At 46.0% G+C, this 12397-nt stretch carries 13 protein-coding genes and 1 tRNA gene; 11 read left to right on the top strand and 3 right to left on the bottom strand.

The window, feature by feature from the left end:
• Window positions 1-4: 4 nt before the first annotated feature.
• The 7 genes from PJF56_RS19920 (at window position 5) to PJF56_RS19950 (ending at window position 5569) form a co-directional block, all read left to right on the top strand.
• Window positions 5-1543, top strand: coding sequence for a TolC family protein (locus PJF56_RS19920; protein WP_283764464.1), 1539 nt, complete (start codon window positions 5-7; stop codon window positions 1541-1543).
• A 305-nt stretch (window positions 1544-1848) separates the two neighbouring features.
• Entirely contained in the window at window positions 1849-3363 is a 1515-nt protein-coding gene (locus PJF56_RS19925; RefSeq protein WP_283764465.1) for a sensor domain-containing diguanylate cyclase, read from the top strand.
• A 53-nt stretch (window positions 3364-3416) separates the two neighbouring features.
• On the top strand, window positions 3417-3644 hold the full coding sequence (locus tag PJF56_RS19930) for a DNA-directed RNA polymerase subunit omega (protein ID WP_283764466.1): 228 nt from the start codon (window positions 3417-3419) through the stop codon (window positions 3642-3644).
• Entirely contained in the window at window positions 3641-4120 is a 480-nt protein-coding gene (locus tag PJF56_RS19935; RefSeq protein WP_283764467.1) for a hypothetical protein, read from the top strand. Before PJF56_RS19930 ends, PJF56_RS19935 begins: the two co-directional genes overlap by 4 nt.
• Window positions 4077-4469, top strand: a complete 393-nt coding sequence (locus tag PJF56_RS19940) for a DUF1818 family protein (protein WP_347179594.1) — start codon at window positions 4077-4079, stop codon at window positions 4467-4469. The genes PJF56_RS19935 and PJF56_RS19940 overlap by 44 nt, the downstream gene beginning before the upstream one ends.
• Before the next feature lie 36 nt (window positions 4470-4505).
• A tRNA-Pro gene (locus tag PJF56_RS19945) sits at window positions 4506-4579 on the top strand.
• A 66-nt stretch (window positions 4580-4645) separates the two neighbouring features.
• Complete coding sequence (locus PJF56_RS19950; RefSeq protein WP_283764469.1) at window positions 4646-5569, top strand: histone deacetylase family protein; 924 nt, start codon at window positions 4646-4648, stop codon at window positions 5567-5569.
• Here PJF56_RS19950 and PJF56_RS19955 read toward each other — a convergent pair.
• Window positions 5566-5823, bottom strand: a complete 258-nt coding sequence (locus tag PJF56_RS19955) for a hypothetical protein (protein WP_283764470.1) — start codon at window positions 5821-5823, stop codon at window positions 5566-5568. The two genes, PJF56_RS19950 and PJF56_RS19955, sit on opposite strands and share 4 nt — an antisense overlap.
• 124 nt (window positions 5824-5947) lie before the next feature.
• Here PJF56_RS19955 and PJF56_RS19960 point away from each other — a divergent pair, with 124 nt between their 5' ends.
• Window positions 5948-6517: a DUF2854 domain-containing protein gene (locus tag PJF56_RS19960; RefSeq protein WP_283764471.1), complete on the top strand. Its 570-nt coding sequence runs from the start codon at window positions 5948-5950 to the stop codon at window positions 6515-6517.
• A gap of 7 nt (window positions 6518-6524) precedes the next feature.
• On the opposite strand, the gene PJF56_RS19965 is transcribed toward PJF56_RS19960, so the two are convergent.
• Entirely contained in the window at window positions 6525-6785 is a 261-nt protein-coding gene (locus PJF56_RS19965; protein WP_283764472.1) for a CRR7 family NDH-1 assembly protein, read from the bottom strand.
• Window positions 6786-7036: 251 nt separating this feature from the next.
• On the opposite strand from PJF56_RS19965, the gene sir reads away from it, so the two are divergent.
• The 3 genes from sir (at window position 7037) to PJF56_RS19980 (ending at window position 10967) form a co-directional block, all read left to right on the top strand.
• Window positions 7037-8965 (top strand): sulfite reductase, ferredoxin dependent, encoded by a 1929-nt coding sequence (gene sir / locus PJF56_RS19970; RefSeq protein WP_283764473.1) that lies wholly within the window; start codon window positions 7037-7039, stop codon window positions 8963-8965.
• 105 nt (window positions 8966-9070) lie between these two features.
• Entirely contained in the window at window positions 9071-10369 is a 1299-nt protein-coding gene (locus PJF56_RS19975; protein WP_283764474.1) for an AAA family ATPase, read from the top strand.
• A complete protein-coding gene (locus PJF56_RS19980; RefSeq protein ID WP_283764475.1) occupies window positions 10362-10967 on the top strand; it encodes an RloB family protein in 606 nt (201 codons plus the stop codon). The genes PJF56_RS19975 and PJF56_RS19980 overlap by 8 nt, the downstream gene beginning before the upstream one ends.
• A gap of 131 nt (window positions 10968-11098) precedes the next feature.
• Here the strand turns inward: PJF56_RS19980 and PJF56_RS19985 are convergent.
• Window positions 11099-12397, bottom strand: a 1299-nt coding sequence (locus PJF56_RS19985; RefSeq protein ID WP_283764476.1) for a 3'-5' exonuclease, incomplete at its 5' end; no start/stop codon positions are given.

The following is a 12397-nucleotide window of genomic DNA, read 5'->3' on the forward strand; positions in this document are numbered from 1 at the left end:
AATCATGAATCTCGATCCATTCCTGTTAAGTATCCGAAAATTACTGCATCTATCCCTGGTCTCCGGGGGCATATTTGCCAGCTATACCCTGGTTTTTTGTGTGAGCTTTCCCGTACAAGCGAGTTCCCGACCAGAGCAAACTGTTCATTCTGAACAGAATTTAGAACAGAAGCCTTTATCTTTGGCGATCGCCGATGTCGTGCAACTGGTTGTTGAAAATAACACGGACATCAAAAACGCCTATCTCGATCGCATTGCCCAACGCCAAGATCTAGCGGTTGCTGAAGATAAATTCAGACCCGATCTTACCCCTCGTCTCTTACTCAATGCCCGTCGGGAATCCATTGGCCCCATTATTAACCAAAGTGAAGGCCTAGACATCGGAGCTTCCCTAAATACTGAACTTCCCATCGGTACTGAAATCACCCTTGACTGGAGAACTCTACGGCGTTTAGAACGACAATATGGTTCTACTGCTCCGTTCGATCAAAGGGGATTAAACCATGAAATTCGACTGGAACTGACACAGCCCTTATTGCGAGGTTCAAGAGTTGATGTCAATCGCGCGTCTATCGATCGCGCCCGCTTGACCAATCAAGTGCAGATTTTACAAGTTAAATCTACATTAATCGATCGAGTAACTGAGGCGATTATACTTTATCGTCAACTTTTCCAACGTCAAAAAGAACTGGACATTGCCCAATTAACTCTAGAAAACTCTCGCCGTCTCTTAGAGGTCACAGAAGCCTTAATTCAGGCAGGAAGACGGGCCCCGGTAGAACGTATTCAAGGAGAGGCAGATGTAGCCAATCAAGAATTAAGGGTTTTAGATGCTGAAAATGCTTTAGATCAAGCTCGATTAGAGTTATTAGATTTATTAGAACTCGATCAAGATTTAGCGATTACGGCTCAACCGCCAAAGTTAGAAGATAGACCGATCTTAGATGTAGAAAACTTATTTGCTTTAGCCCTAGACAATAATCCCAGCTATTTACAAGCTCAGTTAAATCAGGAAATTGCTAACTCTAATTTAATTGAAGCGGCAGATAATCGTCGATGGAATTTAGATTTGGAGGCAGATTATAATTGGTTACCCAGTAATTTGGTAGAAACCCGCTCCGATCTGACTCTGGCTTTGACTTTGAGTAAAACCTGGGGAGATTTGCAGCCCGAACAGCAGTTTGAACAAAGTCAGGTGAATGTGAGAAAGAGTCAAAATACCATCGATCAAGTTTATTCAAGTTTAAATATTGATATCAATAATCGTATCCGAGATATTCAGCTCACCTGGGAACAGGTCGAACAATCTCAATCTACCACTGAATTGGTGCAGCAGCAATTGGAGGCGGAAGAAACTAAACTGCGTTTGGGCATTCAAGGGACATCCCTCAATGATATTATTCGTTTTCAAAATGATTTAGCCAATGCCCAACAAAATGAATTGCGAGTTTTAATCCAATATCTTAATGCATTGACTCGTCTCGATCAAAGTCTGGGAGTTACCCTAGAGGAATGGAATTTAATCCAGAACTTGAGTGATTGATGATGGAATTGGTGCAAAAAGCTGCTCACTAATGTTGAAGATTCCCGTCTCGGATGCAGGATGGAGTGCTGGGTTTTTAGGGTAGATTGTCAATCCCTAACAGAAGTGGTAGGATTAAATGATAAGCCAAAATAGTCTCAGCCTTACTCGATGGTAAATGACGGGATTATCTTGTTAAAAAGCGATCCTCACTAGAGCGCGAATAAATAAAATGTAACGATCGGATGTGGTTCACAAGTTCTGAAGTGCAACCCCGATCTGGCAAGGGTGATTTCGGAGTTTGCTATGGAAGGGGAGAACCAGCGATGAATCATCTATTCACTCAAATTTTAAACCTTCAATTGAAAGCCAGTTATTTGCTGATTAACGATCGGTTTTTAATCCTAGAGACCGATCCCCAGATCGACTGTGTTCTTCCCCATTTGTCTGCGGATCGGGGTGTGGATATTAGGGAAATTTTTCCGATGTTAAGCACTGTAAGCTTAGAGGGATTAGGGGAAAATGATTTTGTAGAGAGAGAGGGCGATTTAGGAGAAGTTTACCTCAAGATCGGTTTGAGGAGACTTCTCGATCGCACTCCCGATGAGACAGAAGAAAATCCAGGCTCTGCATACTTAGTGCTGATTGAGGATAGGACTCAATTCCATCAGAAGCAAGAGCAACTAGAGAAACAAGGGGCAGGCGATCGCCTCTTACGAAAGATGAACGACAAAATTCGCCAATCTCTAGGTCTCGAAGAAATCCTGCAATCGAGTGTCGATCGACTTCAACCCCTATTGGGCATAGACCGAGCCTTGGTTTACTATTTTAATCCCGATTGGAGCGGTACGGTCGTAGTGGAAGCGGTTGATTCAACCTGTGCTTCGATCCTGGATCAGCCCATTGACAAGCTGTATACGAAAGAGCAAATTCCATTTTATCAACAGGGAAACATCAGCCAAATTAGGGATCTAGAAACGGCCGATCTCCCAGAGGACGATCGCCAATTGCTCCATCAACTTCAGGTGCGATCGCAATTAGTCTTCCCGATTCAACTGGGAATTCCCTTAAACCCCCCTCCCCAAAACACCTTTAAACTGGGTCAATCCAACTTACCCCTTGCCTCTCCTTACCATCCCCCCTGGGATACCTATCTCTGGGGACTGTTGATCGTCCATCAATGCCATCATCCTCGAACCTGGGAACCCTGGGAAATCCAACTCCTACAAGACATCAGTACCCAACTGAGCATCGCCATCCAACAATCCCAACTCTACGAACAACTTAAAGAAGCCAACCAAGAACTCAAACAACTCTCTGCTTCCGATAGTCTCACCCAACTGTACAACCGTCGTCGTTTCGAGCAAGTCCTACAAAAAGAATGGCGACGACTCTCCAGGGAGCGATCGCCCCTCGGTCTCATTCTCTGTGATATTGATTACTTCCGACTCTACAACGAAGCCTATGGCTATCTGAGCGGCGACTTTTGCCTGCAACTGATCGCCGATGCCGTGCGCCAAGTCCTGAAACGCCCTGCCGACCTCGTAGCTCGCTATGGTGCAGAAGAATTCGCCGTCCTCCTTCCCCATACCGACCTATCGGGAAGTACCCATGTTGCCCATATGATTGAAAACAACGTTATCGGCCTAGATCTAGAACACAAAACCTCCCCCGTTGCTCCCACCGTCACCCTCAGTATGGGGGTAGCAGCTCTCATCCCCCGTATCGATACCCAACCCCAATTTCTCCTCGAACTCGCTCGCTATGTTCTCGACCAAGCCAAACGCAATGGCCATAACCAAATTGTGGCCGCTAATTCCTCGATGCTGCTCGACTTTTAGCCAGAACCGGTAAACTAGAAAAAGATTGACTTAAACTTCTAAACACCCCCCCTATGTTCAAGCGCACTTCCGTAGACAGCCAAGAATTAATGCGTCGTGCTGAAGAACTCATTAATGCTGCATCCAACCGCTATCGGATTACCGTACAGGTCGCCCATCGCGCCCAACGTCGCCGCTACGAAGAATTTGATAACCTGGACGATCCAAAAATGAAGCCCGTCATTCGAGCCGTGATTGAAATGTCGGACGAGTTAACCCAACCGGAAATCATTGGTGAATGAAACAAGGACGATTATCCTTAATTGCGTTCGGTTTACTAGGGCTGACGGCTTTATCCGTTATGCCCTTAACCTCCTTCAATTGGCCAGCCGCCCTAGCCCAGACTCGGATTCGACCTAGGGATCTCTGGCGGTTAGTGTATGAACAACTCCCGGAGTTTCCCCTAGAAAATGATTATGTCAGCAAATTAGATGGGGAAGTCAAGCCCGATAATACCCTGGTCGAGAGACTCATTCGCTATCACTTGTATGTCAAAGGTCGTACCCCTCAATATCGCTTAGATTGGAAGTTAACCCTAGCTGATTATTTGGGAGCCAATGAGATTATGTACGAAGGAGTTTATCCCAGTGCAGATGTGCTGACCAAAAATCCCTTAGAGGGAGACCGGGAAGCGATCGCCAAATTAACGCGATCGCAACGGGAAGCTTTAATTGATGTCCTCGTCGGCATCTACAACCCCCAAACCAACCGTGATTAAACAAGGGCCCCAATGGCGCGTCGGCTGGAAACCCGAAGCCCCAGAGTATCCAGTATTGCTCGGCGGTGCAGATTGGGCGATCGAACTGAGCGCCCCAGAACTGCAAGAATTTCAGCAACTCCTGCAACAACTGATCCACAGCCTAGAGCAAATCGCCCCCGAACTCATGGACGAAGAAAAAATCACCTGTGAAGCTGAAGGCAGCCTTTTGTGGATGGAAGTCCAAGGCTATCCCCACAGCTTTAGCCTCCATTTCATCCTCAACACCGGTCGTCGAGCCGAAGGAACCTGGCCCCCAACCGTCACCCCAGAAGTCATTCACGCTTTAAATACCTTAGAGGGGTTTTAATTTTTAAAATCCTGTGTTATGATAGAAATCTGTGACCGGGGCGTAGCGCAGCTTGGTAGCGCACCACTTTGGGGTAGTGGGGGTCGTGGGTTCAAATCCCGCCGCTCCGATTAATCAAACCTAATTAATAAAAATAGCATGTAGGGTTTACCAAAGAGTATAACCCCCAACTCGCCTTGACTGCATCTGTACCCATTGTTTATCACCCTGATTATGTCGCGCCTCTCCCTCCAGGTCATCGGTTTCCCATGGCCAAATTTAAGCTGCTCTATCAGTTGCTTCTGAGCGATCGCATCATCACCCCCTCCCAAGTCCATAGCCCCCAACTCCCCCCCGTAGAATGGCTGCAACTCGTCCATACCCCCAACTACATCCAAGCCTACTGCCAAGGAACCCTAGACCCCAAGGCCCAGCGACGCATTGGGTTACCTTGGAGTCCGGCCCTAGCCCAGCGTACTTGTCGGGCCGTTGGTGGCTTCATTCTCACCAGTAAACTAGCTTTAGAACATGGACTCGCCTGTAACACCGCCGGAGGAACCCATCACGCCTTCCCCGATCGCGGAACCGGCTTTTGTATCTTCAACGATTTGGCGATCGCAGCCCGCGTCCTGCAACACTTAAACCTAGCCCAAAAAATCCTCATCCTAGACCTAGACGTACACCAAGGCGACGGAACCGCCTGGATCTTCCAAGACGACCCCAGCGTATTCACCTTCTCCATGCACTGCGAAGTTAACTTTCCCAGTCACAAACCCCCCAGCGACCTCGACATCCCCCTACCCGTCGGCATGGAAGACGAACCCTACCTACAAACCCTCGCCACCTATCTCCCCGACCTCCTCAGCCAACTCAAACCCGACCTCATCCTCTACGATGCCGGTGTTGACCCCCATATCCATGATGCCCTCGGAAAACTCGCCCTCACCGACACCGGACTCTTCCGCCGAGACATGCAAGTTCTCAGCACCTGTCTAGCCGCAGGACACCCCGTCGCTTGCGTCATTGGCGGTGGATACGCCAAGGATATGTCCGCCTTAGTCTATCGTCATTCCCTCCTACACCGCGCCGCCAGAGATGTCTATTATCACTATCGGCTCTAGCGCAAAAACGGATGGTTATTCCCATCAGTCTGTTTATTCCTAGCCGCCTCACTCATAAACCGCTTCAGAGCCTTTTCCCGATTTTTCATAAACGCCGTCCAAAACCCCGGCTGAAACTCATCCATCGTTTTAGCCAGCGCCCACACATCCACCGCTAAAATATTGTAAAGGGTTTCATCTTCGCGCTTGAGGGAGTTGATTTGATCGAGTAACTGACGAGTTTTGGACGAAGTAAAGTCCTTATTGGTGACCATTAGAAAATCTCCCTAAAACGTTCCGACACTATCTCAATGATAATGGTTGTGGATTGTCTCTGGTGCTTGGTCGTAGCCCTCCAGAAACGATAAAGTAGTCATTGATTCATTAAACAAGACGATTATGTTACGCAAAATTTCCTTGGGAACTGTCGGTTTATATGTGGGAGGCCTCTTAACAGTCGGAGGCTTTGTCGCCTATTTTACCAATCATCCCACCCTCAACTTAGCCGGATTTTTTTATGGCATTCCCCTCCTATTGGGAGGACTAGCCCTAAAAGCCTCAGAACTAAAACCCGTCCCCGTTACTCAAGAACCTTCTGCCCAGGTTTTAGCCCTACGTGACCAACAGGGAACATCCACCCAACTCCAGGTCTGGAAAGATGTGACTCGCTATCGCTATGGCCAAGAAGCCCATCTCGATGAGTCCCTCAAAAGTTTAGGCTTAAGTCCAACCGATGAAGAACGACCCCTCTTAATTGGCATTCGAGAAATCGCTGTTGATGACCATTATGCTCTAGTTTTAGAGTTTGAGTCGCCTTTTGTCTCTTTAGACGCTTGGCAGCAGAAACAAGAAAAAATAGAACGATTTTTTGGCCCCGGTTTGCGGGTCGAAGTTACCCCTCAAGAGGGCGAAGAAGATTGTTTTGATGTGTTTTTAATTGCTGTGGGTGAACCGGCTCCCGTAAGTTAAACCCTCTCTAGGATTTTTCTAAGCGCACCACGTACCATTGTAAGAAGGTTCCCGGGCCAAGATCGAGTTCGCAGGAGGTTTCCATCAGGTACTTGGCCTGGTCTTCTAGGGTGGTAAATTTTTGTAAATCTCTGGGGAGTTCCTCTTGGCATTCACTCAAACAGGCCTTAAGCTTGTCGAGTAATTCAACTTCCGTCAGAAATTGCTCCGGTTGATTGGCCTCTAAAACCACAAAACCATCGGACTGATACATCACAGAATCGGGCATTTGAGTTCCTCCATTTAAGTCATTGATTTAATTACAGTTATAAAGAAGAGTTTAAGAAAATCTAAGCTTGACTGAGTTTGAGGGCCCACTTCCGATAAAATGGGAAGAAACCCCAAATTATCTAACTGGATGTTTGGTCATTCCTACCCAAGTTGCGAAAAATTTAAGCGGATGACCCCATTCGTTAGATTTTCTAGTCACCCTGGGGTTAGATGCCTTGGTATTGTAGCAAAACCTTACCCATTGATTCTATGGTTTCATCGTTGAATTCTCCCTCGACCACTTCTAAGCCGTCTAAGATCGAAGTCATCAAAGAAAATAGTGATTTTCTCAGAGAACCGGTTGCTTCCGAATTGTTGGAAGATACGACCCACTTTTCTGGCGATGCCATTCAAATTCTCAAGTTTCATGGTTCCTATCAACAGGATAATCGGGATAATCGCCAAAAAGGTCAAGAAAGAGATTATCAGATGATGCTCAGGACTCGTAGTCCGGGGGGCTTTATTCCTCCAGAGTTGTATTTGGCGCTGGATGATTTATCGGAAACTTATGGAAATCATACCCTGAGAACAACGACTCGGCAAGGGTTTCAGATGCATGGAATTCTGAAGAAAAACCTGAAAACGGTAATTTCTAGCATCGTCAGAAATATGGGGTCTACCCTAGGCGCTTGTGGGGATTTAAACCGGAATGTGATGGCTCCGGCTGCCCCCTATAAAACTCGCCCAGAGTATCAATATGCTTGGGAATATGCCAATAAGATTGCCGATTTACTCACGCCACAAACGGGAGCTTATTATGAGATTTGGTTGGATGGAGAAAAGGTGATTAGTGGGGAAGAAGCGCCAGAAGTGAAGGCGGCCCGTAATAAAAACCTCAATGGCACGAATTTCACCGATCGCGAAGAACCGATTTATGGCACGCATTATATGCCCCGTAAATTTAAGATCTGTCTGACTGTGCCGGGGGATAATTCGGTCGATATTTTGACGCAAGATATTGGCTTGGTGGTGATGACAAATGAGGCTGGAGAGCTAGAAGGGTTTAATGTTTATGCGGGGGGGGGCTTAGGTCGCACCCATAATAAGGAAGAAACCTTTGCACGGGCAGCCGATCGCATAGGCTATGTAGAGAAGGAAGATGTGTACGATCTGGTGAAGGCCATTGTGGCGACTCAGCGAGATTATGGCGATCGCCACCAGCGCCGTCATGCCAGAATGAAATATCTGCTCCATGATTGGGGAGTGGACAAATTCCGCGCCCAGGTTGAACACTATTTCGGCAAACCCCTCGCTCCCTTTAAGCCCCTACCAGAATTTGAATATCAGGATTATTTGGGTTGGCACGATCAGGGCGATGGTAAAAAGTTCTTTGGTTTATCCATTGAAAATGGTCGGGTTAAAGACGAGGGCAAATTCAAGCTCAAGAGCGCCCTGCGGGAAATTGTCACCCAGTTTCAGTTACCGATACGCCTTACACCCAATCATAATCTGATTCTGTACGAAATCGATCCCAAGGATCAAGAGGCGATCGCCGAAATCTTCAAACAACACGGAGTCGAAACCAATGCCGAACGGCTCGATCCCCTCGTCCGCTACTCCATGGCCTGTCCCGCACTCCCCTTGTGCGGCCTAGCCATTACCGAATCAGAACGGGCCCTACCCGGCATTCTCGCCCGCATTCGCACCCTACTCAAAAAAGTCGGACTACCCAAAGAACACTTTGTCGTCCGCATGACCGGATGTCCCAATGGCTGCGCCCGTCCCTATATTGCCGAATTGGGATTTGTCGGCCAAACCCCAGGAGCATACCAGATCTGGCTGGGAGCAGACCCCAATCAAAACCGGCTCTCCGAACCCTTCCTAGATAAGGTCAAGGATGAAGACCTTGAGTCCACCCTAGAGCCATTATTCGTCTATTTCAAGCAAGAACGCCTGAATAACGGCAAAGTCGAGAGTTTTGGTGATTTTTGTCATCGAGTCGGTTTTGACGCACTCAGGGCGTTTTCTGAGAGTTATACCCCAGGATCGGGATTGGTATCTTCTGGTAAAGCTCGATACCGGATCGGAGTCCGGGATACCGTGTATCAGCAGTTTAAGGATTTAGCCGCCCAGGAAGGCAAGTCCATGACCCAATTGGCGACTGAAGTGTTAGAAGCCTACATTGCAGAGAACGGTTAGGTTTAGGGGTGAACAATCAACAATCTCCTGGGTTTTAGCCCAGGAGACGATCGCAAGATATCAGATTTTTTCACCAATCACTGGTTTAAGTACCAAGAATCACCCATGCTTATCGAGTTTAGTGTCGGCAACTACAGATCGTTTAAAGAACCTGTCACTTTCAGTATGGTTGCCGCTAATCTTGACTCTAAAAATCCACAAATCGATGAAGACAATAGTTTTAGTGTAGGTAACAATCTAAAACTACTTAAGAGTGCAGCAATTTATGGAGCGAACGCTAGTGGTAAAAGTAATCTGGTAAAAGCTTTAGGATTTATGAAATGGTTTATCATCAATTCATCGAAAGAAACTCAGAGTACCGAAAAAATTAAGGTAGAACCGTTTAGACTCAGCACAGAAACCAAAACACAGCCATCATTGTTTGAGTTGGTCTTTGTCATGGACGGCACAAAATACAGATATGGCTTTGAAGTCACTCAACATCGGGTGATATCTGAATGGCTGTATTATGTCCCTAATGTTAAAGAAACAAAGCTTTTTATCCGTGACTCAGACCAAATAGAACAATCTAAAAAATACCAAAGTAATAATTTAAAACAATTTACTCGCAGTAATGCCTTGTATCTTTCTGTTTGTTCTCAATTCAATGTTGATTTGGCAGAAAAAATATTGAATTGGTTAAGCAGAACATTAAATATTGTATCTGGATTAAATGATACAGAAGATATCAGTTATACGTTGAGGTGTTTGGAAGATAACAATCTCAATGATGAGATTAAACAATTAATAAAAAGTCTTGATTTTGGGATCACTGGTATCAATATTAGAGAAAGGGATTTTTTGCCAGAGTTTAATTTCTTACCAAATGATATAAAAGAACAGCTAAAAAGCTTTATAGAAGAAGATAATATGAAAGGAGTTAAAATGGTTTCTGTGGGAACAGAACACCAGGTTTTTGATGAATATGGCAATCTTAAATTTACCGAAGAATTCAATTTAAATCATCATGAATCTGAAGGGACACAGAAGCTATTTGCTCTGGCTGGAAGGTTAATTATGGCTCTGAAAGAGAGTCAAGTCTTGATGATTGATGAATTTGATGCTAGGTTGCACCCTCTGATTAGCCTGGGGATTGTTGAACTGTTTAACTCAAAAGATAATAACCCAAATAATGCTCAACTTATATTTATCACCCATGATACTCACTTGTTGAGCCATAAAATATTCCGCAGAGACCAAATTTGGTTTACAGAAAAAAATCGGTATGGTGCTACTGATTTATATTCGCTTGCAGAATATAAAGTACCCAATGATGCTGCTTTTGAAAGTGACTATATTAAAGGAAGATATGGTGCAATTCCATATCTTGGCGATCTAAGTTATCTCATTAACTCTAATGGCTAAAAAGAAGAAGCCCCGCAGCCCTAAATATAAGAGGAAAGTTAACACTAGAGAAGTTAAACAGAGATTTCTGATTGTTTGTGAGGGAACCAAAACAGAACCCAACTATTTTAGAAGCTTTCGTGTGCCTCGAAATGTTGTTGAAGTCAATGTAACAGGATTGGGACGAAATCCTAGTCAATTAGTTGATTATGCAAGTCAATTAAATGATGAAGATGGGGATTACGATCGAGTTTGGTGTGTATTCGATCGAGATTCTTGGAAATTACAAGATTTTAATTCTGCCCTATCTAGCGCTAAGAATAAACGCTTTGAAGTTGCTTACTCTAACCCAAAGTTTGAATTATGGTATCTCTTGCATTTTGATTATTGCGATAGTTCTATACCTCCAGAAAAATATAATTCTAAGCTATCTTCATATATGGGTATAGAATATGAAAAAAATAATAGGGATATGTATGAACTATTGCGGGATACACAGAAAAAAGCGATTGAACGGGCTGAAAAACTTTTGGAACAGTACGATCATGCGAATCCAGCTAAAGATAATCCATCAACAACTGTACATCAATTGGTTAAAGCTCTCAATAAGTTTCTTTGATTATAGCCTTGCTCTCTTGCATGAGGTATAGCCCTCACCCCCAACCCCCTCTCCCACGGGAGAAGGGGCTAAGTCTGTATCTCATCTATTAGAGAAAAGCTGTATACTTTTGACTCAGGAAATGCTGTATTTTAATTTTTAATTGAAATTACAGATTGGGGAAATTGACGCTTTAAGGCAGGGAAAACAGGACAGACGGGTTGAGATTGAAGGGTCATCTGGCGATTGACATTAAATTTACTCCAGGTAAACGGGCTTTTGTTTGCAGCAGACATCCATAAGAGGCGTTTGGCGCGAGTCATGGCGACATAGAGTAGGCGATATTCTTCGGCGGTTTTGAGCTGTTCGGCTTCTTCCCAAGCTTGATTGCCTTCTGGAATTGGATCTCCATGTAAATGGGCGCGAATTTGGGCCCGGGCTACTTCAGCTAAACTAAATTCTCCTAAAAATCGGGTTTGGGGGGGAGTCCAGCGACTGCCCGGAATCATATTTTTATGTAAAAAGGGTAAAAAGACATAATCCCAGTCCAATCCTTTGGCTTTGTGCATGGTGATAATGGTAAGCTGATTGGGCCGCATATAAGGGGAATCATCGGCGGTATCTACTTGAACTGGCTCAAATCGTTCTGATTGCACAATTTCGGTTAGAACTCTCAACAGGGCCGATAGGGACTCCTCGCCTAGGGTTTGCTGGGTGACTCGTTCTGCTAGTTTATCGGCCGTGGCGAGTTCGTTTTGGCTATAGCGTAGGGTGAGACCGAGAAAGGGAATGAGTTGGTAAGGGGGTAGGTCTAACTGGGCCCGGAGCAGGGCGCGACAGTAGCGCCGGGCGCTTTTGCTGGTGTCGTTTCCAGGAGTGTCGAGGGGGCCGGGATAGAGGAAGACTTCGGGTAGGGTGGCGAGGGCGTTGAGGTCTTGGGGGGGAATGAGGCGACGGTTGAGGAGGACGGTGAGGGCGGCTTTGAGAGCGTCGGGGGAATGGGGACGTTGGAGGAAGTTGAGCAGGTTGAGTATTTCGGCGGGAACCTGGGAGTGGCGATCGCTTTCTGCGACTTCAAAGAGGTTGATTTTGGTTCCGTATTTCTGCCGCAGTTGGTGAGCGACAAACCTGCCTTGGTCGTTGGTACGCACGAGGACGGCGGCGCTGTGATAGGGGTCTTGGGTAAAGAGGGTATGAATGCGATCGCCGATCCATTCTACAGTTTGGAAGACATCACGGGGCGTATAGAGTTCTAAACCTTTGCCTTCGGGGGCTGGGTTGGCATCCGGTTGGGGGTCTTCGGGCGGTACGGGTTGAATGAGTTGGAGGCTGAAGGGTAAGGGGATTTGATTTGGGGCGGGTTTTGTAGGGGCGGGTTTTGTAGGGGCGGGTTTTGTAGGGGCGGGTTTTGTAGGGGCGGGTTTGAAACCCGCCCCTACAGATCTGGAATG

Source organism: Roseofilum halophilum BLCC-M91, assembly GCF_030068445.1.
Classification (GTDB): Bacteria; Cyanobacteriota; Cyanobacteriia; order Cyanobacteriales; family Desertifilaceae; genus Roseofilum; species Roseofilum halophilum.

What these genes read in the sequence shown, in the direction of transcription:
- PJF56_RS19920 (WP_283764464.1), top strand. Translation starts at nt 5, where the DNA reads ATGAATCTCGATCCATTCCTGTTAAGTATCCGAAAATTACTGCATCTA.
- PJF56_RS19925 (WP_283764465.1), top strand. Translation starts at nt 1,849, where the DNA reads ATGAATCATCTATTCACTCAAATTTTAAACCTTCAATTGAAAGCCAGT.
- PJF56_RS19930 (WP_283764466.1), top strand. Translation starts at nt 3,417, where the DNA reads ATGTTCAAGCGCACTTCCGTAGACAGCCAAGAATTAATGCGTCGTGCT.
- PJF56_RS19935 (WP_283764467.1), top strand. Translation starts at nt 3,641, where the DNA reads ATGAAACAAGGACGATTATCCTTAATTGCGTTCGGTTTACTAGGGCTG.
- PJF56_RS19940 (WP_347179594.1), top strand. Translation starts at nt 4,077, where the DNA reads ATGTCCTCGTCGGCATCTACAACCCCCAAACCAACCGTGATTAAACAA.
- PJF56_RS19955 (WP_283764470.1), bottom strand. Translation starts at nt 5,823, where the DNA reads ATGGTCACCAATAAGGACTTTACTTCGTCCAAAACTCGTCAGTTACTC.
- PJF56_RS19960 (WP_283764471.1), top strand. Translation starts at nt 5,948, where the DNA reads ATGTTACGCAAAATTTCCTTGGGAACTGTCGGTTTATATGTGGGAGGC.
- PJF56_RS19965 (WP_283764472.1), bottom strand. Translation starts at nt 6,785, where the DNA reads ATGCCCGATTCTGTGATGTATCAGTCCGATGGTTTTGTGGTTTTAGAG.
- sir (WP_283764473.1), top strand. Translation starts at nt 7,037, where the DNA reads ATGGTTTCATCGTTGAATTCTCCCTCGACCACTTCTAAGCCGTCTAAG.
- PJF56_RS19975 (WP_283764474.1), top strand. Translation starts at nt 9,071, where the DNA reads ATGCTTATCGAGTTTAGTGTCGGCAACTACAGATCGTTTAAAGAACCT.
- PJF56_RS19980 (WP_283764475.1), top strand. Translation starts at nt 10,362, where the DNA reads ATGGCTAAAAAGAAGAAGCCCCGCAGCCCTAAATATAAGAGGAAAGTT.